Genomic DNA, 21938 nt, shown 5'->3' on the forward strand with positions numbered 1-21938 from the left:
ATTATATTGATAAACCGGATATCCCCGGGTTCATCCTTTCACAGCGCCAATCGTCAAGCCTTGGACGAAATATCTTTGAACGAATGGATAAGCTAGCAAAATCGGACCAGTCGCCACAACCGTCATTGCCATCTTCAAGCTCTCGCTTGGGATCGATGTGGTTACGACTGCACCTGCACCCATCATGGCTTTTCGCATGCCGTCCATATTTCCAAGCATTTTGTACAAATAATATTGAAGCGGCATCAGCTTCTCATCGGAAATAAATAGAAGGGCATTGTACCAGTCGTTCCAATAGGCAAGAGCCAGAAACAAACCAATAGTCGCTAGCGCCGGCTTGGAAAGAGGCAGGATTAGACGAGCGTAGATCTTAAAATCGCCTGCACCGTCAATTTTAGCCGATTCTACGATTGCTTCCGGAATGCTGCCCATAAACGACTTCATAACAATGATGTAGAAGACGTTGAGCATCATCGGAATCACTAAAGCCATCAGTGTATCTTTGATATGGAGGTAGTTGACCATAAGCAGATACCAAGGAACCAGACCCCCGTTAAATAAAGTTGTAAAGAAAAAGAAGAACGAAAATTTATTACGCCATTTAAAATCTTTTCTGGATAGCGCATAAGCCGTCATCGAAGTCAGAAACAAACCAAATAGTGTGCCTATTATAGTAACCCCTATGGTCACCATATAGGCTTGAATCATCTGGTCGGGATACTTAAACAAAATGCTGTAGGCTTCTGTTGAGAAGGCCGTAGGTATAAATTGATAGCCATCTGTTAATATTTTTGACTCTTCCGTCAGCGATGAAGATACGACAAGTATAAACGGGAATATACATAAAATTGCGAGAAAGATTAGGGATACATAACCAATACCCGAGAATATTTTACGATCGAGCTGCTTCATATCGTTACCTCCATTATGAAAACTGTACCTCTGATGCGGTTAGAATAAGGCGCGGTCTTTATCGTATTTACGAACAGCATAGTTTACAGTCATGATCGTTGCGAAGCCAAGAACGGACTGGAAAACGCCAGCCGCAGCCGACATGCCGATATCATTCGAAGTAATCAGCGATCTGAACACGAAAGTATCGATAACGTCCGTCGAAGAGAACAACAAACCGTTATTGCCGATCATGTTATAAAACATCCCGAAATCACCGCGGAAAATATTCCCGACCGCCAGCAGCACCAAAATAATAATTGTCGGGTAAAGATTTGGAATCGTCACTTTCCGGATCCGCTGAAAAATATTGGCGCCATCGATTTCAGCTGCCTCATACTGTTCAGTATCTATGCCCGTAATCGCGGCCAAGTACATTACTGTTCCGTATCCAAGGCCTTTCCAGGCGGACACGAGAACTAGGATATACGGCCAGTAGGCAGGCGTATTGTAAATATCAATAGGTTCTAGCCCGAGTCCTCTAAGGAGTGCGTTCACAGTACCAATATCATAATTGAGCAGGTTATAGGCAATCGCGCCGACAACTACCCATGAAATAAAGTAAGGAAGAAATAGCGCCGACTGCGTAATTTTGCGGAACCATTTGCCGCCGACCTCAAACAACATAATCGCTGCAAAAATTTGCAAAGAGTTATTCACTACGATAAATGCAATATTGTATAAAGCTGTATTTCGTGTTACCCGCCAGGCATCTCCTGATTCAAAGAAAAAGCGGAAGTTATCGAACCCGTTCCAGGCACTTCCAAAAATACCGCCCGCGTAATCATAATGCTTGAAGGCAATAATAATACCCGCCATTGGGACATAGGCAAACAAAAGAAAAAAAGCAACCGCCGGAGCCAGCATCAGCAACAGAACCCTATAGTTTTTTAAATCGCTCCAAAATGTATGCCCTTTCATCTTTGCACCCCTTTCTTCTCTATATCTCTCATTATAAAAGGACGGCGGCGGTGAGATAATTCAGCGAAACAACTAAACATAATACTAATTCAACGATTCATAAACAATTTCGATAAAAAAGAAGCCCCTGTTCCATATAGAACATGAGCCTCCCCAATAAGTAATCGATTCAGATTTTATTTTTCTTCCGATATTCCCCTGGCGACATCCCCATATATTGCTTAAATTGCCTATTGAAATAAATAATGTTCTTATACCCGGCTTGTTCCGCAATCTCATATACTTTTTTCGTTGGATCTTCGAGCAGCTCGCATACCCGCTTCATACGTAGTTCACTTAGAAAATCGCTGAAGAGACTGTTGGTTTCGACCTTGAACAAATGCCCCAGATAGTTAGGCGTAAAATCGAAATGTGCCGCGACTTCGTTCAGCGTTATTTTTTGATCTAATCTTTCTTTCACATACTCCGTTATTTCATCAATTAACTTACGCTTTTGCCTTTGGCGTTTCAAATAAAGCAGCTCCGACAGTTCAAAGAATCTTCTTCTCAGCCACGAGAGGATATCATGTACCGTTTCGAACTGGAACAACACAAAAGGATGATGAGAATCCCAATTCAAAATCTCGTACAAATGCTCATTCATTTGCTGCAGATCAGCATGAAGCTTAGAGGTAATCCGGATAATGATATCGTAGATGTCATTTTTCTGGGAGATCGGGCTGTCTCCGGCAAATAGCTGAAGCAGGCAATCATCAATAGTGGTAAGGTCGTAGTCGAGCATAGCTTTAAGCATACGATCCACAATAACCTCTAAGTCCGAAGCCATTTTTTCCTTTGGAGACCATTCCGAGGCATCTTGGATCAGTCTATTCTTCCCTACGATCCATTTAATGCTTAATGCGGCCTGAGCCTGTCGGTAGGAGTCATGCAGCTTGATCGGGTCGGTTGTGTACATTCCTCTTCCGATCGTAATCGAACAGGAGAACTCCTGATAGAACACCCGAATCAACTCTTCCAGCAAAGCTGTAAAATATTGTTCCTGAACTGCAGCAAGGATCACAAAGTGATAATCATATGTCGTAATCACCATGCCCAAATTTTGATCCTGAGCAAACTTTCGGATAAACTGATTGGCAGTGCTGCTCCATAAACTCCGCTCTTCTTCCGTCCAGGTTTGGATTTTCCGCGCCATGTCGTCGATTTCAATGATGGCAACCGCCGATGCACCTTGTAAGTATGGCGTGAGAACGTTGTGAATGTGCGTCTCAACCTGTCCCGGTGCAGCCTCGTTAAACCAACGCAGCAGCAACTCCTGATTAACAAGCGTTAGCGTTTCCGACAAGGAAGTACGCTGCGTCCTCTCTTTCTCAATCTTGGTACAGAGTTCGGTCAGCGTCTCGTTCAGCTCATCATCATCCACAGGCTTAAGCAAATAACTGTATGCGTTCAATTGAATTGCTTCTTTGGCATAATTAAAATCCTGGTGTCCGCTAATAAAAAGAATATGGACCTCAGGATTAATCTCCTTCGCTTTCCGTGCAAATTCCACGCCTGACATAATCGGCATACCGATATCAGAGAGAATGATATCAACAGGGTGCTGCTCCATCATTTTCAGAGCGGCAAACCCGCTCGTTGCCGTTCTCACGCTATGCAAAGGCAAATGATCACTGCCGGCTACACGCCGTCTAAGCCATTCCAAATCGATTACTTCATCATCCACCAGCAGAACATTGATCTCCATCGCCATACTCCTCACTCCCCCATCACTTCCCTGATTTCTGCATTTTCCACCGGTAAAATAATTTGAACTGTCGTTCCCGCTCCAAAATAACTGCCGATTTGAATGCCGAAATCACTGCCGTATCGCAGTTTAATTCGCTCTTCCACATTTCTCAGGCCGTAGCTACCTGGTTGGTATGCGCTTGATCGCATGTTTCGAAGTGTCTCCGGTCGCATGCCGATCCCGTTATCAATGACCTTGAGTTCGATACGGTCACCCAGCCGCTTTCCAGTAATACGGATCGCAATGGTCTCCCCGAACCAGGCGTGCTTGAATATATTCTCCACAAACGGCTGTAAAATCAGCTTAATAATAGGCACCTGTAAAATTTCCGGATCGACATCATAATAAACCTCAAAAGCATCCGCATATTTTACTCTCTGAATTTCCAGATACATCCTCACCTGCTCCAGCTCATTTTCAAGAGAGATATATACATGCCCATCGTTCAATGTGAGTCGATAAAACTTGGATAGGCCTTGTACCATCTGCGTAACCTTCTCCACTTCCCCCATATTGGCCAGACTGCCGATGGTGGACAGTGTGTTGTATAGGAAATGTGGACTGATTTGGGCTTGAAGCACATCCAGCTCCGCTTGCTTTTTCTGAATACCCTGCACATAGACGTTCCGGATCAGTTCCTGAATACTCGTCGCCATTTGATTAAAGCTATTAGCTATATAGACAAATTCATCGTTGCCCGGAAATCCAATTCTTTTATAAAAATTGCCCTCCTGAAACGATCGAACCAAATACACAATCCGCTTAATTTTTTTGCCAGAAATACGTGCAACTAGAAAACCGATAATAGCCATTACCAAAAAACTAATAGAACAAACGGTGCTAATTACCTTCCGCATTCTACTAGCGTCTTTGTTCAAATAAGAGTGCGGTACCCGCGCCTCAATGACATAGCTAGATACCGGAATATCTTCACTAATGATCAAATAAGCGTCTTGTTTCCTTTGTTCATCGACAACACCCTGTTCATACAGCGTCAATCCTGTAGCCCTATCCATTAGACGGAGGTTAATCCCCTGTTCAGTAGGAAAGGTATCAAAATTACCAAAGAGCTCATCAATCCTCGCCGTAACGCGAATATATCCGATAATAGCAGGTGCTGCCTTGGAAGACACAAGCTTGCGAAAATATGAAATATTACCGAGTTCACGGTCCTTGTCCGCTTGAAGCCACAAGCTGTCTTTGTTATTTGCAATGATTGACTTAAACCACTCCGTATTCTCGATCACCTGATCAGAAAGAACATAATAATCACTTCTACCGATGGGCGTCGACATATCATCACCGGTAATTTCAAGCATCGTCTCATTGACCGTAAAAAGCGCAAGTCTCAGCTTATTCCCATACAATTGCAGAGGTGCTTTCATATAAGGAACGATATCATCTCTCATTTTGAGCATATTTTCCAAAGGATCTCCTCTGAATTGAAGAGCATTCTGGAAATTCGTATTCAGAAACAGCGAGTTGGTCATACGTTTGATTTCATCTGTCTGGTATTCAATGTTGTTCCTTGTCTGCTTTAATGCGGTCCGGACATTCGTTTCCGCCATTTCAGTCCTGGACTCTACGAGCATTGTATAGGCTATATAGCCAACCAGTACATCTGTCAGCAATACAAGAATGAGATACGGAATCATCATCTTATATGTGAACGGAATATACTTTTTACTAGACAGTTTCCTCTCCATGCGCATGCTCCCTTATATCCGTATCCATGACAAATGCTATTTTCACCCATTCTACAACGAAAAGAAAGCGGTTACTATATCTTGTATCTGGAAACTTTGCTTTATAGTAGCACTCTGTTTTCCAAAATATTTTTCAAGCTGATATGAGATTTGGAAGGTCCAAACTTTATCAGGTGATCTTGAAATTCAGCAAGCGCCTCAATCGATGAGGTCTGTACCTTAATAAGATAATTATATTCTCCACTAATGCGGAACAAATCGGTAACTTCCATAGCATCGCTGCAAAAATCAGTGAGCTCTTGGCAATGTTCTGTTTTGATTAGAATAAAAGTAGTCGTCCCCCGGTTCAGATCCCGCAAATTAAAAGCTGTATGATACCCCGAGATGATGTTCCTTTCCTCCAACTTAATGATTCTTTCTTTAACGGATGGTTGTGACATCGAAACCTCTTTGCTAATTTGTGAAATGGGCATTCGAGCATTGTACTGCAGTAATTTCATAATCTTTTTATCAATATCATCCATAAGATGTTCCATAGCAATCGCCTCCTCGCCCTATTTTATAAAATAAACCCGTTCAGTTAAAATACCTTATATTCAATAACCATGTGAGTATAAAACACTTATCTTATATATGTATCTCCTATTTTAATCCAACTATAATAAATAGTACATTAGATATAGGAGTGATTAATAATGAGCGTAAAAGGTCTTGCACATATAGCGATTCAAGCCAAAGATTATAAAGCAACAATTTCATTTTATATCGACGTTTTAGGGTTCAAGTTAGGTCATCATTGGAGTCTGCCCTCCTTTCAAATCAAAGAAGCATGCATGTTGATTTCACCTGACCAAAAGACCTGCATTGAGATTTTTGATAACGATGCAGTCATTGCCGCCCAAGGAAAAAAAGCCTTGTCTGAGGAAGAAGTAGCTCACGGAGCACTCTTACATTTTGCCTTCTACGTGGATAATGTCGATGAAATGTACCAAAAAGCCCTTGCTCATGGAGCAAAGGCTTTTATAGCACCAGATTCGCTTTCTCTTGGTGAACCACCTCTCCTGATCAAGAACGCGATCGTTCACAGCCCCAATGGGGAAGTTATCGAATTTCTTGAAGAGGTTGATTTTGATATGTCTAGTACGACCAATGTAAACTAAAATGTATCCACTCAGCACATTGGCAAATAACAAAATACAAATAAGGAGCCTTCTCATGTTGAGAAGGCTCCTTTCTACTAATTATTCAGTTGCTCTCTTGCTTAAATCATTTAGTCTTAATTTTAAAAATTCAAACTATTATTGTGTGCGATCCGTCCTAAATACTCGGCGCTTTCTTTCACTTTACGTTCTTGTGTGCCTCTATCTACTCCAATAATCCCGAATGTCATCGAATATCCTGAGTTCCACTCAAAGTTATCGAAGGATGTCCAGTACATGTACCCTCTTATGTCGATCCCCTCTGCCAAACAAGCCTGTACGCCTTCTAACCCCCTACGAATAAATTCAATCCGACGACTGTCATCATCTGTAGCAATTCCATGCTCCGTAATAATAATGGGGATATGTAGCTCTTTCGCTACTTTTCGAATGACATTCCCAAGCGCTTCAGGGTAGAACTCATATTTCATTTGTGTGAGCTTTGCTCCATCCGCAGGCTTGACCAGACCATTCGGACCGTAAACCTCCCTGGTATAGTTTTGAAGCCCAAAGAAGTCATCCCCTTTCACTATATCTGCATACTCACCAAAGTTATCTTTCCATTTCTTCTCGGCGAGTGCTTCACCACCCGGGATCGACTGAAAATCGGAAAGGGCCATGGATAAGCCTACCTGAATGTTAGGCTGTATACCCTTGATAACTTCACGTGCTTTCAGGTGTGCCTCCTTAAGGATGCTGATACTTGCTTCATCAGAGATCATATGAAACGTGAAGTATTGGTCCACTGTAGTTCCACAGAGCTTAGCCGCCGATTCTCTCCATTTAGGCGAGGACCAGGATTTGGTATCAATTCCTACAGGGGGAATAACTCCGATATTGGAGAAAACATCCCGTAACATGATCGGAAGATTTACTTCATTGAAAGTCAATACATAGGGGATTAAATCGCCCAGTTCACGGATAACAACCTCACAATAGGCTGAGAAAAGGTCAGGAATATTCGGATTAGCCCATCCTCCTAGTCTCATTAACCATTTGGGAGAAGAAAAATGGTGCAATGCCACAATCGGAGTAAGTCCAAACTCATGACAGGTCTGCAACACATCTCGATAATGAAGGATAGCAGAACGTGAAAATTGTCCGGATTCCGGTTCAATCCTCGACCATTCCAAGGAAAAACGGTAGGCTTTCAAGCCTAAACTAGCCATAAGGGCAATATCTTCTCGGTACAACCGATAGTGATCAACAGCATCGCCTGATTTATCCAAATAAGGAGAACCCTCTGCGTGTTCCTCTGCCCAAAAATCACTGTTCGTATTGTTACCTTCTACTTGGTAAGCTGCCGTAGATGAACCCCAAATAAAGTTTACAGGAAATAAATTCTCCACAATCAACACTCCTAATCCTAATTTATTCTATATTTTAAAGTCCCGATTCGGACAACTACACGAACCTTACCACGTGAATGGCTCTTGCAGTTTCCGTTAAGGTCTAGGACTTCTTATCATTAGCCAAAGCTTGCAGCTCGGCCATAATTGCAGGATATTTCTTATCCAGACTATAAATAGACATCAACACGATTTGCAGTACAGCCAATACCATTGGAACATATATAAACAAATTCTTAATGGATAATAGAGCCATATCCGATTGAACTTCAAGCCCACCTACATATCCTCCGAAGGCTAATGTCCATCCAACAACCGCTCCTCCCAGCCCACTACCGACTTTCGATGCTACGCTGTGTCCGCTATAAATTAAGCCTTCCGTGCGAACTCCGGTTTTCCATTCCCCGTAATCCACAGTATCAGCAAGCATGGCTGCACCTGTGGCAACGGCTGGAGCTATTCCAAGTGTCTTCAATATTGTACTGATCATAATGACTTGAAAGCTTGTTGGGTCTACAAGAATCAGTAACGATCCAACCAAGGAGATACAAGCTCCTATTAGAGCTGCATTTCTTTTTCCAACCTTCTTAATGAGAGGTGTTGAGATGATCATGCCGACCACAATTGGCACCAACCCAGCAAGAGATAAGGCTCCGACAAGAGCCGGATTATGCAGAATGTATTGCGCGTAATAGATATTTAGCGCCCCGCTAACCCCCGAGCTTAGGAAAATCAGCGTGGAGAATGGAATAACAATTAACCAGAACTTATTCCGCAGCAAAGCCTTAAAACCCACTCGGAATGGAATAGCCTTCTGTACAACAATTGGTTTTACGCGCTCCTTCGTTGTTTTGTACGTAATGGCATATAGGAGTGGAGAGATAACCCCGATGATCACAAAGGTTAAGAACCAACCCATTTTTCCACCACCGAATGTGTTTATCATAGGCATGGCGAAAAAACTAATGAGAACCCCTCCTGAAATGCCTAAGACCATCCGAGTTATACTAAGCAAAGAACGTTGATAAGGGTCCTGTGTCATAAGCGAATTCAAAGCACCATAGGGAATATTAATGGATGAATAGATTAAACTGACAATGAAATACGTGAGCGACGCATAGACAATGGCACCTGTGTGGCCTAATTCTGGTGCTGTAAACAAGATCATGACCGACAAGCCGAACGGCACAGCCATCCATTTGATCCAAGGTCGAGCCTTGCCATGCTTACTCTTCGTCCGGTCAACCAAAGCACCGATGCCTACATCAGCTACCCCATCTAGGAGTCGAGTAACCAGAAGGATTGTACCTACAATACCTGCTGAAATTCCAACAATGTCTGTATAAAAAAAGGTGAGAAAGGTTGTAATAGCCGTCCAAATAATATTTGTAGAAAAATCACCTATCGCATATCCAAAACGTTCTTTCAACGATATCTTTGTATAAGCATCCTGAGCTCCGTTATCTAATATAATCGCTTCGGTTCCCATCGCCGGTGTAGCCATCTTTTGTCCCCCTAAAATCATGATTAGCTTCAAATTGAACCTTTCACCTCATGTGATTAAACCCTCCTTCACCACCTATTTTAGCAAGCGTTTTCATTTATTTTAATGCTAAAATCCAACCACATTAGTGCTCGTTTCAAAGATTTAATTTTCACTGTTCTGAAGCCATTCATAAAAATAAAAGAAGCTCCTCTCTTTCTTAGGAGCTTCCAAGTAAACTAATTTATCACGCTATTGAGGTAAAACATATATTGAACTATAATTTAAAAAGATATATCATGCTGGTTTCAAAGAATAGGAGCCTTCCAATGAATAATAGTGAATTACGATCCTATTTGATATCCAACAACCTTAGAGATGTGCCAGATTGGGAACTTATTAAAAACACATATAACGCTGAAACGATAGAGGTAGATGGTCAGACGGTTTATATATTTAACTTGAGTTTTGATATGGCCTATACACCCATTGAGGATAACATTGTTATTTTTCAATCCGTGCCTTCCTCGGTAGTCCCGCTGCATATTCATCAATACATCGAATTGATTTACGTCTACCAAGGAAAATGCACAGTGGTCATGCAAAATGGGGAAATCAACATGCATGAGGGCGGAGTCATCATCATTGATAAGCAAACCCCTCACACACTAAAAGGAATGTCAAACTCGGATATTGTCATCGATATCAAGCTAAAACATGATTACTTGACCTCAGGTTTTCTTAGCCGTTTCACAAAAAAAAGCACTATCTCTCAATTGTTGATAGACTCTCTGATCGATTCTCGAAGAGCAAATAATTATCTCCACTTCCCCTTAGAAAACGGCTCTAAAATCGTAGAAATCATGCAGAATATAATGTGTGAATATTTCGATCGAGATTTTTGTTCCACGGATATGATTGACTCTTATTTATTCGTTTTTTTTACAGAATTGATTCGGAACAGTAACACCAAGACCAGTATCGAGGCCGGAAATATAAGTCAGAAAGATTCTATTGTTATTGACTTTCTAAGATATATTGAAAAGAATCATCGTGATTGCACCCTCACCAAAATGGCTGCGCACTATAAATATCACCCTAACTATATCTCAGCTATGCTCAAAAGAGCGACCGGGAAGTCGTTTAAGGAACTTCTCCAGATTGAACGGTTGAATAAGGCCGTCATCTATTTGTCCAATTCAGAACTTCCCATCCCTGATATCGCAGAGGAAGTCGGGTATTCAAGCGTCTCCTTCTTCTTCAAAAAATTTAAAGAAGTCTACTCCCAAACACCCAACAAGTATAGAGAAAATAAACACTAAAAGAACCTGACATCCGGTCATCAACAGCAAGCCGTGCGGACAATCTTATTACACTTCCTCATACAAAGAGGTATCCAAGGCTTGAATAAAGTGTGACCAATGGCCTGTCGTGTACAGCAGAAGCCGATGCATCGCGCGCGTACAAGCTGTATAAAAGAGTTTACGTTCGCTCTCCCGATGATACGTCTGCGTAGAAGCATCGTAGATTAGCACAGCGTCGAATTCTACGCCTTTAGCAAGATACGCGGGAATAATTAGCGTTCCCTTCTCAAAGGTGAGCGTCTCCTTCGTAATAAGCCGCAGATTTTCGCCCCCCTGTGCAAGCAATGCTTCATAGGCTTCGCGGCTTTCCGCAGCAGTTTTAGTAATAACGGCAATGGAGTCGAGACCTTCGGCCATAAGCGCCGCAAGATTCTCTTTTATCTGTACCGCCCGCTCCACGTCATTGCTAGCCTTCACTAGGTGCGGCTTCTCGCCGCCCCTTTCAAAAGGTACAATCTCTTCACGAGGTAGCAGCGCCTTCGTAAACTCCACAATCTCGCGAGTCGAACGATAGCTTCGGATTAAACGAAACAGGTTCGTTTCCTCTTCACCATAAAGCCGGATCAAAGGAGAATTCACCTCTTGCAGATTCGTCGCTTGCGGGAAAATCGCTTGACTGAAATCGCCGAGTACTGTCATGCTGGCACGGGGAAACAATTGCTTGAGAAACGCGAATTGGAACGGCGAATAATCCTGTCCTTCGTCAATAAATAAATGCCGCACCATTGTATTCGTGCGTGAACCCTCGATAAGCTCTTTTAAATACAGGAATGGGGTCTCATCCTCATAAAACAGCTCGGTACGGCTCAACTTTTCCTTCGTCTGCTTGCAGATTTCTGGCCACTCCTCAGGCACTTCGATCTCACCCGTCATTTTCTGATAAGTGCCTTCATCACTAAATAACTGCTCGTATAATCCAATCGTATCTATGAACTTCAACCGTTTGGCATCTCGTCTCAGCGGTTTGAAGTGCTCCTTCACGATCATGCGACGCAGCAGCTCATCTTCCTGCGAACTAAAATCAAAGACATTCTCTTCCCCGTCCTTCTGAGTACGAAAATCACCATAGATTTCAAGATACTGCTCTGTAAAATCGAAGACAGCTTCTTCTCGCCGGTACTTCTTAAGCACCTCACTGTAAGCTTCGGCATATTGATCGTTGTCGAGGTAATCGACCTCATCTTGAACCCACGGTGCCTCCATTTCCTGACGCTCTAGCTTAGTCAGCTCGCGCAGCAGCCACTCACGTAATAAAGCGACGCGATTAGCCAATCGTATAGAGCTGTCGTAGCTGTAAAACTGCGATTTCATTTGCTCCGCAGTAATCAACTCACGTTCCCGAAAACGGATACTGTGGAACAGCATACCTTCTTTGCCTAACCATAACGCGTAGCTTTGGAGAGCATGCAAGAAAGCCTCAGAAGCCTTATATTGCATCCCCGTTAACCGTGCTTCATACCCCTGTGAGGATTGTGATGTCAGTACATATTCAATCTGCTCGAAGGGGTCCTCTAGTTGAACTGTGGATCCAAGCCAATAAGCAAGGTACTCCTGAAAGGTCGTTTGCTGCATATTCTCTTCACCCAGCTCAGGAAGCACCGTCGATACATAACTGTTAAACATCGGATTTGGCGAAAAAAGAACGATTTGGTCCGCCTTAAGCCTATCGCGGTGTTTGTATAATAAATAGGCTACCCGTTGCAGCGCTGCGGACGTTTTTCCGCTGCCAGCCGCTCCCTGCACAATAAGCATACGGCTTTTGTCATTACGGATAATGGCGTTCTGTTCCTTCTGTATGGTCGCCACAATGCTCTTCATTTGTGAATCTGCACCTTTACCAAGCACCTGCTGAAGCAATTCGTCCCCGATCGTTAAGCTCGTATCGAACACGTTCTGGAGCTGACCGGAACGGATCTGATATTGCCGCTTCAGCATCATCTCACCTGTAATCTGTCCTCCCGGTGTTTCGTAAGTAGATGGTCCTGGAGAATGATCATAGTACATGCTTGCAATAGGCGTTCGCCAGTCATACACCAGAAAGTCCACACCGTCTGCATCAACGAAAGAAGCCACTCCGATATAAATTTTCTCACTCAAGCTCAAACCGTCTTCTTGAAAATCCATTCGTCCAAAATAGGGGGACGGCAGTAGCCGTTTCATATTCTTAAAACGCTGCACCCGTTGCCGGTGGCTGCGCTCCCGCTCAGATAACAACGCTTCTTGCTGCTTTATACTGTAGAAGGTCTCTTCGAAATCTTCGTCTGTGCTCGTATTGACCGTGACTTCTTCCCAAAACCGCTTGCGAATGTCCACCACTTGATCACGTAGCCCAGTCACTTCTGGTTCTAGTTCTGCGATTCTTGATTGCAGCTTTTCCGTAACCAAATCAAGCCGATCTTGTTCTTGCTGCCAATCCATTACGTTTACCATCTTCACGAACACGCTCCTTTTCATTCTTGTTATAAAGAAGCAAAAATTAAATTTGACAAACTGTTAATCCACATGGTATTATAATATTGTAGATAAGATGTTATACTTATGTTCAAATATGTGAAATAAACAGCGATTATCTTATAATATCACGAACTTTCTTTGCATGCAAATTATTTATATAAGTTAGAAGAACCAGCAGTCTCTGCTGGTTCTTCTTTTTTTGAATGCCAACCTTGGGCGCACATAGAGAATAGACAAAAAGACCGTCCTTAGGACGGTCTTTTTTCTTACTACAGTAAGTTTACTATTTAGTTTGCAGCAGATTCATAATGATGGTCACTGCCTCCGCTCTTGTTGCGGTCTCATTTGGTGCAAATACATTGCCGTTACGTCCGCTCACAATGCCTGATTTCTTCACGGCCGCAACCGCATCCTTTGCCCATGCAGGAATTTGGCTATCATCAGCAAAGCCTGTTGATGCCGCCGTTGTTAATTCTACTCCTGCTGCTCTAGCGATCATAGCTGCTAGCTCCGAACGTGTTATGCTCGCTGCCGGACGGAAAGTAACATCCTCATAGCCGCGTATAATCTTCGCCTCTAAGGCTTGTGCAATGGACTTCTCGGCCCAAGCAGGGATTGTATCTGTGAAGCCCAGCTCCACACCGTTTCCAGTAGGCTTCAGCGCATTCATCAGCATCACCGCAAATTCAGCGCGTGTCACCGCAGCATTTGGTTTGAACGTTCCGTCGGTATAACCCTTGACGATCCCTTCGCTCACCGCTTTTTTAATATTAGCCTCTGCCCAATGTCCCGAGATATCGCTAAATTGAGCCTCAGTTGTCGGTTCAGTAGATGCATTTGTTACCGGTAATCCAGTCGCTTGATCCACTACGAGTACAGCAAACTTCGTAAAGTGATCCACATCTGCAGCAATGCGATTTCCATCTATTTTGCCGCCATTAACTTTCACCCAGCTCTTCTTCACTTCATCATAATAAAAGATCGCTACAGTTTGGCCGCTCTTCACTTGTCCTGAATCGAACACAAAGGTTAGCGTGACTGGTTTACTAAAGTTCTCCGCGAAGTTTTTTAGAACTTCATAGATCGGGCTTACGAGAATCTCATGATTGCTGAGAAGACTCTGCGAATCGAGCAATTTCTCAATCGTTAATGTTAATTGCTTGCCTGAAGCATTAGCTGGAATAGAAATCACAAGCCCATTATCCAATCTGACTTCACCCGCTTGACCTGCAGGAAGCGTCAGTTTCCCGTTGGAGGAGATAACCGGAATTACGACATTAGAGGTACTACCACCATCATTACCACCGTTTCCATTGTCATCAGAACCGTTATCTTGCGCAGCTCTCGTTATTGTTGCTGTGTATCTCGTACCTGTGCCATCTTGGGCAATTACGAATAACTCCAATCGGTTACTACCTACTTCAAGGGGAAGCTCTATGCTTGTTGCCCCACTTACCAAACTTATCGGACCAGCCACAAGTGTATTGGCACTATTGTACACATTCAATGTCAAGGTACCATAAACAGCATCGCTGGCCGTTGCCATCACTGTGAAGTTAGATAAAGAATACGGTACACTCGCTGTATAATCGTATACACTTCCGCTCACTGTTTGATCCAATGTTATGCCGCTCAAATTCAAGCTATTCAAGCTTGCACTAGAACTTAATGTTGTAAACGTAATCTCTTGTCCATAGCTTACTCCGGTTGCATTCACTGCATAGGCACGTACATGATAGGTAGATCCAGCTTGAAGTCCTGCAAGAATTACTGAAAAGGCTCCTGTTCCACCTGATTCAGCTATAACTTTACCATCCTCAATTGTCGGATTAGCACTAGTAGAATATACGATTCCTCGCTCTGTAACCTTAGCGCCACCGTCCGAAGTAATGTTTCCTCCAACCGTAGCTGTCATAGAAGTGATATTTTGTACTTCTTTATCCGTATCAACAATAGCAGGTTCCTCAATCCCTTTGACAAAGCTTAGATAGAAATCATCAATCGATCCCCAGGCACCGCCATCTGCTTTGATATTAGCTCCGATGGTAAGGGTTCCATCGGTAACGAGAATATCCTTGATCTCGGGATTATTCCACTGTGCCCATCCTTTCACACCGGTGTTTACTTTCACTTCCTTACCATCTGTTACAGCAAATAGATTCATATCGGGGTTGGCAGCATCTCCCCCTTGAATAAACATCGAAAGATTATAATATCCCGGCTTCAGACCAGATATAGTCTGCTCCACTCTAAAATCCACTGCTTTCGCAGAGTAGAAATGTAGTGAATAGTTGCCCGTTTTGGCATCTGTAACTTTATTTTGGTAGTCTGTATGTGGAGCATTAACGTCAGCATAGGTGATTTTCCACATGCTTCTATCGCTATTTTCAAAGCCTGCGTTGACGATAAAGTTCTCTTTTTTAATAACTAGAAAAGCCTTTACCACCTGACCGCCTTCCACCGTTCCACCGATCACATAGCTGCCCGCGCCCTTGCTAATGGCTTGCTCAAGCGCAACTTGATCCCAAACCACTGACATCTTGCCGGAACTTCCATCATTGTAAGTAACACTTACGTCTGTTGGCAGATGGATTGGCTCCCCTGCAATCACCGTTATCGAGACATCCTTAATTTCATCTACAGCAATAGGGGCCACTGCGCCTGTATTCACATATTTGAACACATTCAGAGAGGCAAGCGGATGTCCATTAAAATCAAACAAAGCCTGGTTATCAACGGCGCTTCCGCCATACCATTCCCCTGCATCATCAGGGTCATATTCCTTTGCGTAGCTGGATGCCCAACCGGAACCATACTGTTCCCAAATCAACTTATTCTGCTCCAGGTTCTCTTTCGGACCTACCGGAAGCCAAGCAGGCTCCCAATAAAACACGCCAATTCCCGCTTTACCCACATTGGCAACCGCTTCGATCACGTCTCTAACTGAGTTAGCCTGACCTTGAACGCTGATAGGGTAGTTTAAAGTTTGACCTGAGCTTTGCGGCGCTGTATTTCCGTGTCCATCCCCGTCTTCTGCGGTATACGCGTAAGAGGTTTCGGCTACCATTACTTTTTTTCCATAAGTATCGGCTACCTGCTTCAGCACTGCTGTCAAATTGCCTAATGTGCCGTGCCAGAACGGATAATAAGAACTTGCAAACACATCATAGTCCACATTGTTATCTTGCAAATTCTTCGCTATAGTGGCATATCTGCCTGCTGACTCCGGATTTGTAAAATGCAGAGCAACCAGAATATTAGGATTGATCTCCCGAATGGCTTTACTTCCCTCATTAAACAATTGGCTCATCTTCGTCCAATTAGATTCACCAACGAATTGTCCATTCGTTTCATTGCCTACCTGAACCATACCAATATCAATACCTGCATCAAGCAGAGCTTGCAGACTTACTTTGGTATATTCGTAAAGCGCTGTCTTCTTATCTTCAAAACTCAAATTTGCCCATGCCTTAGGCGTATGCTGCTTGGCTGGATCGGCCCAAAAGTCGGAATAATGGAAATCCACTAGCAGCTTCATGCCGTTTGCGGTCGCCCTTTTTCCGATTTCAATCGCGGTTTCCAGATCATTATTGCCACCACCATAACCATTTCCAGCTGTATCAAAAGGATCATTCCATATCCGTACCCGAACGTAATTGACCCCCGCCTCATGTACGGTTGTAAAAATATCCTGCACTTCTCCGTTTTCATTGTAAAACTCGACTCCGCTATTCTCTAAAGAAATAATACTGGAGATATCCACGCCCTTAATAAAATCAGGCTGGAGTCCTTCCACCTTCTTCACAAAAATATCCGCCGGCACCGGCAGGGTCGTATCCGTACTCAACTGTTTCAACTCAAAGCTGTCCAGAAATCCATATGCGCTTGGAGCACCGCTTATGTTCGCACCAACCTCAAGACTCGGGGTATCCTGCTTCAATATAAATTTCAGGCTGAGCGTTCCCCAAGCATTATAGCCAGTGGTAGCAACGGCGGATGCCTTCTCGTCACCCGCAAACAATTCAACATTGCCCGTTTCATTGTCAGTACCGCCCATCGACTTAACTGAGAGCTCATAACTTCCCGCAGGAAGGTTCATTACGGTCTGCTTAAGCATGATTGTCTGCTTCTCAGTAGCGGCTTTGTTCACCCAATATTTGAAAGCATGAGCTCCTTCATCTGGGTTTAGCCAAGTATCGTCGGCATATGCAAAATGCTTAATTTCTACTTGTTCCCAGTCGTAATCCACACTCCATGATCCATCATTCCAAAAACTGTCCTCGAAACCGCCATTTACTATTAAAGAACTGCTCGAATCTGCAGCCAAAGCACTCCTCATATTGAATGAGAATGAACTTAGCAGCAACAACACTGCCAAAAATGCAGAGATACCCTTTTGATTAACTCTCACGTTCTGATCACCTTCCATTCTAAATTTTCAGATGCATATGTGTGCGCCCTAAGTTATGTAAGCACTTACAAATTAATATACCAATAGTTAAAATATTTAGTAACGGATGAAAAGATAACATTTTGTATGCTTAAGCAAGCTTTATAGGATTTAATCTTCATTTTCCATTATTCTGGAATAGATGATATTAAATAGATTTCAGATTTTTTTATTCAAATATAACTTTTTGTATGCCTTCTCCATCTAATCATACAGAGGGCCCTCAAGGAGGAAAAATCATTTGCTGGAAAACGAACTGGATATCAAAAAAGCGCAGAAAGGCGACCACGAGGCGTTTACCCGTCTTTTTAGGCAACTGGAATCCCAGTTGTACAGATTAGCCAAAACCATTCTGCTAAAAGATGAAGATTGCGCGGATGCTCTTCAGGAAACGACACTGAAGGTGTATAAAGGGTTGGCCAACCTTAAACAGCCTAAGTTTTTTAAAACCTGGGTTATACGCATCCTGATTAATGAATGCAATCAGTTACTTCGTATGCGAGAGCGAACTATAGCTGTGGCGGAAATTCCCGAAGAACCGGTCGATTCCTATGTGCATTTTGAAGATTCAGGCAACGTAGACCTGCAAAGCTTCATTAATCAGTTGGACGAATCCCTGCGGCTTGCTATCGTGCTTTTTTATTATGACGATTTATCCATTAAGCAGATTGCAGATGTGCTCGACATCTCCGAAGGAGCGGTCAGGGCACGACTTCATCGCGCACGGAGATTGTTGTCCAAACAGATACATCCTGTGCGGGGGGAGGGTCTTGCTAATGAATAATAACAATTTAGAAAAGCAGATCAGGGAGCTAGGAAAAGCTAATATACAGGAGCTTCCTCCTTTACTACGATCGCGGCAGGATTCGATTTATGCATCGCTCGCCACCATTGTCCAGGACCCTGTGGAAAAGGAAAAGAAAAAACGGATATATCCAAAAATCGCAGCTGCTGTATCTGCAGCGATAGTGGTAAGCGTTATGCTAACGGCCGTCTATCCGCCAGCGTTGGCCAATGCGCTCAAGCAGCTTCCAATAATAGGTGGAATTTTTGAACGGGCAGATGATATAGGATTGCAGGCCGCTCAGCGTCTGGGTCTGATCACCCGACCGAATAGCAGTGATACGCATGATGGAATCACCTTGTCTGCCGAAGAGGCTGTATTCGATGGAAACCGATTGGCATTCTCAGTGAAGCGTGAGGGAGAAGGGCTGGACGGTAAGCTCGCCGGAGTGACGATTGGAGAGGATGGGAAGCCTTTCCTAGGGAAAGGTTCGATAATGTCTGCAGAAGTATTGATCGACGGGGCTTCCCTAGAGCAATTTTCAGATGGTCTCTGGAAAGCTATGCCGTTTCTAAGCTGGATGGAAGGCACGGAGCGCAATACTGCTATTTTTAGACTCGTGGATTACTCGAATTCGGGTATTTCCACCAAACCTTTTCCTGATCGATTTGTATTGACCGTAACCCTTGGCTTAAACGGTATTGATGAACCGTTTGTTCTCCAAATTCCTGCGCGGAAGGCTACCGTCAATAAAATTTCCACACCTGATATACGCGCACAAGTTGGAGGATGGAGTTTGATCCTGCAAAAGCTAGAATATAGTCCATTAACGACTCGTCTGTCGCTCATGCTTGAACAGGACTCAGACAGAGATCACACAGCTTTGAATTTAGTGGGCTTTGAAGTAAAGGATCAGCAAGGACAGGTACTGAAAGATATATCACAGAAAGTCCTCTCGACTTCCAATAGGTCACTTAATGTCGATTTGCTTACTGAGCCGTTTGAGAAACACCCTAATATGCTCACAATCCGTGGCTACCTTTATGAGTTCGAGGATCCAAAAAGTAAGAGTGGCGCATTCAAAACAGACAGTGCTGGAAATCCTGTGAAGCATTATATCGATGGTCTGGAAATAAACGTGCTAGTTAAATAAACACTAAGGAGATTGATATCATGAAGAAAACGACTACGAAATTGTCTGTAATTTTAAGTGCGGCTGTATGCCTTGGAGCGTTGGGAATGCCAGCTTTAGCCCAAGCATCCAGTGTTCAACCCGCTGCTGAGGCTTCCCTGAATACAACAAAAGTCGCCGATTCACACGATCAGCTTACTTTAAAGGGCAGTGCACAGTTTGATGGTAATTATATTAAGATCGATCTGAGCCGTGAGGGATCCCTGTTCTCAGGAATGCTCGCAGGAGTAACCTTGAATGACAAAGGCGCGCCTTATCTTGCAGAAGGAACCATTGTGGGAATAGACGCCAAGATCACTCAAGCAGGAGGAATTGATTTAAAATCACCACGCTGGATCAGTGATGGTGACGCCAACAAGGCGGTTGTTGTATTGCAGACCGGATGGCTAACAGAGCAACAAAAGACAAGCCTGGCTTCCTCTGAATTGAGCATCAGTGTGAAGCTTAACGGAATCGAAGATCCGTATGTCCTAAAGTTTTCTCTCAAGCAAGCAGGAGTAGCGCGTAACATTCAGCTACCAGCTTTGAAGAAAGACAACCAGTTTGAAATCAAAACCACTCGTGTTGCTGTGGGAGAGACTTCTGTGCGCGTTGCTTTAGCAGTTAAAGGGGTTGCTACCCAAGCTCAGGCTTTAGGATATGATATTTATGATAATCTAGGAAATGAATTAGAATATATTGTACGGGAATCTGTTGCAACAACCCAAAATACGGTTTCTGAAGATTTATTGTTCGAGGCGCCTCGCCCGGCCGCAGAATATCTGATTATCAAACCTTATCAAGCCGTATTTGAAAAAGGTACTGCCGGGGCTTATAAAGTAGATGCCAAAGGTAATGTAGTTAAAAATTACAACAAACAACTGGAGATCAAAATTCCTCTGAAATAATAATCGTTATCGCTGCAACAGATCCATATTTATGAGGAAAAAGGAGATTACCTGTTGGCCGTAAGGCCTGAGGTAATCTCCTTTTGCATGGATGAAGCGTAAATGTGCAACTAGTCATTCATAGACAAATCCAGTGTATTCCCTTTACTAATGAAGACCTTGTAATTAGCAATTTTGTCGTTCAGCATCTTCTCTGTCTCTGTTAAATGTCTGATTTGATCTTGAACTGAGCTTCTATGATCTTCCAGAAGATTCAAGCGGGCTTGGCTTGTATGTTCTCCTTCTAAATATAACTGAGCATATTGCCTGATTTGTGAGATGGGCATTTGGGTTTGTTTCAACCTCAGTACAAATCGCAGCCAAGCAAGATGGCTTTCCTCATATACCCGTTCTCCATTCGCATTGCGTACTGGAGTAACGATCCCTTCTTTTTCATAATATCTCAGTGTATATGTGGTTATCCCCAATAACTTAGATACCTCGCTAATCGTGTACATACCAATCCTCGAATCTATTTTTATTTAAAAGTCATCCTGATTATAAAAAACATTTGCCTTAGAGTAAACTCTAACCTATATAATCAAATCGCTGTTAGATCCAATTACATTCTCGTAGAAAAAATAGGAGGAACTCACATGAAATACACTGTAATTACCGGCGCTAGTTCAGGAATAGGTTATGAAACTGCCCTAGCTTTTGCTTCTCGTGGAAAAAACTTAATCCTTGTGGCCCGCAGAAAGGAACAGCTAGAGGAATTACAGTCTAAAATCGCTCGTATTCATCCTAATGTAGAGGTTGTCATTCAAACGACTGACTTATCGGTTATCGAGAATGCTCATACGTTGTATGAAAGCCTACAAGGATACCCCATCGAAACCTGGATCAACAATGCCGGATTTGGGAACTTTGCTTCTGTGGCCGAGCAAGATTTAAATAAAATAACTACAATGCTACATCTGAACATAGAAGCATTAACCATACTTTCCTCTCTATTCGTTCGTGACTATTCTACTATTGAAGGAACACAATTAATTAACGTTTCATCTGGTGGCGGCTATACGATTGTGGGCAATGCCATAACGTACTGCGCGACCAAGTTTTATGTAAGTGCATTTACTGAAGGACTATCTCATGAGTTGAAGAGTCAAGGTGCACCTATGCAGGCTAAAGTGTTGGCACCTGCCGCAACAGAAACAGAATTCGCGAAGCGTGCTTTCGATGTCACGGATTTCGAATATCACGGCGCTGTACGAAAATTCCATACCGCGAAGGAAATGGCTGGATTCATGCTTAATCTGTATGACAGCAATCATGTGGTAGGACTTGTGAATGGCGTGACCTACGAGTTTGAATTGAAAGATGCTGTATTTAATTATGTGGAGAGTACGCGATAGGCTTAGCTCATAAGAAAT

General features: G+C 43.2%; 16 protein-coding genes. 6 read left to right on the forward strand and 10 right to left on the reverse strand.

From position 1 onward, the window contains the following. Positions 1–30: 30 nt before the first annotated feature. The 5 genes from QNH28_RS29145 to QNH28_RS29165 form a co-directional block, all read right to left on the reverse strand. Positions 31–912, reverse strand: coding sequence for a carbohydrate ABC transporter permease (locus tag QNH28_RS29145; RefSeq protein WP_283909598.1), 882 nt, complete (start codon positions 910–912; stop codon positions 31–33). Between the two features lie 39 nt (positions 913–951). Next, complete coding sequence (locus tag QNH28_RS29150; protein WP_283909599.1) at positions 952–1872, reverse strand: ABC transporter permease; 921 nt, start codon at positions 1870–1872, stop codon at positions 952–954. Positions 1873–2041: 169 nt separating this feature from the next. Beyond that, a complete protein-coding gene (locus QNH28_RS29155; RefSeq protein WP_349655026.1) occupies positions 2042–3622 on the reverse strand; it encodes a response regulator in 1581 nt (526 codons plus the stop codon). A 5-nt stretch (positions 3623–3627) separates the two neighbouring features. After that, complete coding sequence (locus QNH28_RS29160) at positions 3628–5364, reverse strand: sensor histidine kinase (RefSeq protein ID WP_283909600.1); 1737 nt, start codon at positions 5362–5364, stop codon at positions 3628–3630. A 101-nt stretch (positions 5365–5465) separates the two neighbouring features. Next, positions 5466–5900 (reverse strand): Lrp/AsnC family transcriptional regulator, encoded by a 435-nt coding sequence (locus tag QNH28_RS29165; RefSeq protein WP_283909601.1) that lies wholly within the window; start codon positions 5898–5900, stop codon positions 5466–5468. Between the two features lie 159 nt (positions 5901–6059). On the opposite strand from QNH28_RS29165, the gene QNH28_RS29170 reads away from it, so the two are divergent. Further along, the gene (locus QNH28_RS29170; RefSeq protein WP_283909602.1) at positions 6060–6524 is read left to right on the forward strand and encodes a VOC family protein; all 465 of its coding nucleotides are present in this window, start codon (positions 6060–6062) and stop codon (positions 6522–6524) included. Between the two features lie 122 nt (positions 6525–6646). Here QNH28_RS29170 and QNH28_RS29175 read toward each other — a convergent pair whose 3' ends face one another. Together QNH28_RS29175 and QNH28_RS29180 are read right to left on the reverse strand one after the other, a co-directional pair. Further along, a complete protein-coding gene (locus tag QNH28_RS29175; protein ID WP_283909603.1) occupies positions 6647–7912 on the reverse strand; it encodes a glycoside hydrolase family 1 protein in 1266 nt (421 codons plus the stop codon). A 103-nt stretch (positions 7913–8015) separates the two neighbouring features. Then, positions 8016–9416 (reverse strand): MFS transporter, encoded by a 1401-nt coding sequence (locus tag QNH28_RS29180; RefSeq protein ID WP_283909604.1) that lies wholly within the window; start codon positions 9414–9416, stop codon positions 8016–8018. A gap of 308 nt (positions 9417–9724) precedes the next feature. Between QNH28_RS29180 and QNH28_RS29185 the strand changes: the two genes are divergently transcribed. Beyond that, positions 9725–10717: an AraC family transcriptional regulator gene (locus tag QNH28_RS29185; protein ID WP_283909605.1), complete on the forward strand. Its 993-nt coding sequence runs from the start codon at positions 9725–9727 to the stop codon at positions 10715–10717. Between the two features lie 48 nt (positions 10718–10765). On the opposite strand, the gene helD is transcribed toward QNH28_RS29185, so the two are convergent. Both helD and QNH28_RS29195 read right to left on the reverse strand, forming a co-directional pair. Beyond that, a complete protein-coding gene (helD, locus tag QNH28_RS29190; protein WP_283912294.1) occupies positions 10766–13189 on the reverse strand; it encodes an RNA polymerase recycling motor HelD in 2424 nt (807 codons plus the stop codon). Positions 13190–13496: 307 nt separating this feature from the next. After that, entirely contained in the window at positions 13497–17552 is a 4056-nt protein-coding gene (locus QNH28_RS29195) for a glycosyl hydrolase 53 family protein (protein WP_283912295.1), read from the reverse strand. Between the two features lie 352 nt (positions 17553–17904). Between QNH28_RS29195 and QNH28_RS29200 the strand changes: the two genes are divergently transcribed. The 3 genes from QNH28_RS29200 to QNH28_RS29210 are packed head-to-tail and all read left to right on the forward strand — an operon-like array spanning position 17905 to position 20526. Then, positions 17905–18447 (forward strand): sigma-70 family RNA polymerase sigma factor, encoded by a 543-nt coding sequence (locus tag QNH28_RS29200; protein WP_283909606.1) that lies wholly within the window; start codon positions 17905–17907, stop codon positions 18445–18447. Continuing rightward, on the forward strand, positions 18440–19600 hold the full coding sequence (locus tag QNH28_RS29205; protein ID WP_283909607.1) for a DUF4179 domain-containing protein: 1161 nt from the start codon (positions 18440–18442) through the stop codon (positions 19598–19600). The genes QNH28_RS29200 and QNH28_RS29205 overlap by 8 nt, the downstream gene beginning before the upstream one ends. 20 nt (positions 19601–19620) lie before the next feature. Continuing rightward, entirely contained in the window at positions 19621–20526 is a 906-nt protein-coding gene (locus QNH28_RS29210) for a DUF5643 domain-containing protein (protein ID WP_283909608.1), read from the forward strand. A 110-nt stretch (positions 20527–20636) separates the two neighbouring features. Here QNH28_RS29210 and QNH28_RS29215 read toward each other — a convergent pair whose 3' ends face one another. Further along, positions 20637–21023 (reverse strand): MerR family transcriptional regulator, encoded by a 387-nt coding sequence (locus QNH28_RS29215; RefSeq protein WP_283909609.1) that lies wholly within the window; start codon positions 21021–21023, stop codon positions 20637–20639. A 138-nt stretch (positions 21024–21161) separates the two neighbouring features. Here QNH28_RS29215 and QNH28_RS29220 point away from each other — a divergent pair, with 138 nt between their 5' ends. Next, complete coding sequence (locus QNH28_RS29220) at positions 21162–21920, forward strand: SDR family NAD(P)-dependent oxidoreductase (protein ID WP_283909610.1); 759 nt, start codon at positions 21162–21164, stop codon at positions 21918–21920. Positions 21921–21938 lie beyond the last annotated feature (18 nt).

This window comes from Paenibacillus sp. G2S3 (assembly GCF_030123105.1).
Taxonomy (GTDB): Bacteria; Bacillota; Bacilli; order Paenibacillales; family Paenibacillaceae; genus Paenibacillus_AQ.

Coding starts and splice junctions, on each gene's coding strand:
- QNH28_RS29180 (WP_283909604.1), bottom strand. CDS start 9,416: ATGGCTACACCGGCGATGGGAACCGAAGCGATTATATTAGATAACGGA.
- QNH28_RS29215 (WP_283909609.1), bottom strand. CDS start 21,023: ATGTACACGATTAGCGAGGTATCTAAGTTATTGGGGATAACCACATAT.
- QNH28_RS29210 (WP_283909608.1), top strand. CDS start 19,621: ATGAAGAAAACGACTACGAAATTGTCTGTAATTTTAAGTGCGGCTGTA.
- QNH28_RS29170 (WP_283909602.1), top strand. CDS start 6,060: ATGAGCGTAAAAGGTCTTGCACATATAGCGATTCAAGCCAAAGATTAT.
- QNH28_RS29155 (WP_349655026.1), bottom strand. CDS start 3,622: ATGGCGATGGAGATCAATGTTCTGCTGGTGGATGATGAAGTAATCGAT.
- QNH28_RS29150 (WP_283909599.1), bottom strand. CDS start 1,872: ATGAAAGGGCATACATTTTGGAGCGATTTAAAAAACTATAGGGTTCTG.
- QNH28_RS29205 (WP_283909607.1), top strand. CDS start 18,440: ATGAATAATAACAATTTAGAAAAGCAGATCAGGGAGCTAGGAAAAGCT.
- QNH28_RS29185 (WP_283909605.1), top strand. CDS start 9,725: ATGAATAATAGTGAATTACGATCCTATTTGATATCCAACAACCTTAGA.
- QNH28_RS29165 (WP_283909601.1), bottom strand. CDS start 5,900: ATGGAACATCTTATGGATGATATTGATAAAAAGATTATGAAATTACTG.
- QNH28_RS29160 (WP_283909600.1), bottom strand. CDS start 5,364: ATGGAGAGGAAACTGTCTAGTAAAAAGTATATTCCGTTCACATATAAG.
- QNH28_RS29145 (WP_283909598.1), bottom strand. CDS start 912: ATGAAGCAGCTCGATCGTAAAATATTCTCGGGTATTGGTTATGTATCC.
- QNH28_RS29195 (WP_283912295.1), bottom strand. CDS start 17,552: ATGAGGAGTGCTTTGGCTGCAGATTCGAGCAGTTCTTTAATAGTAAAT.
- helD (WP_283912294.1), bottom strand. CDS start 13,189: ATGGTAAACGTAATGGATTGGCAGCAAGAACAAGATCGGCTTGATTTG.
- QNH28_RS29220 (WP_283909610.1), top strand. CDS start 21,162: ATGAAATACACTGTAATTACCGGCGCTAGTTCAGGAATAGGTTATGAA.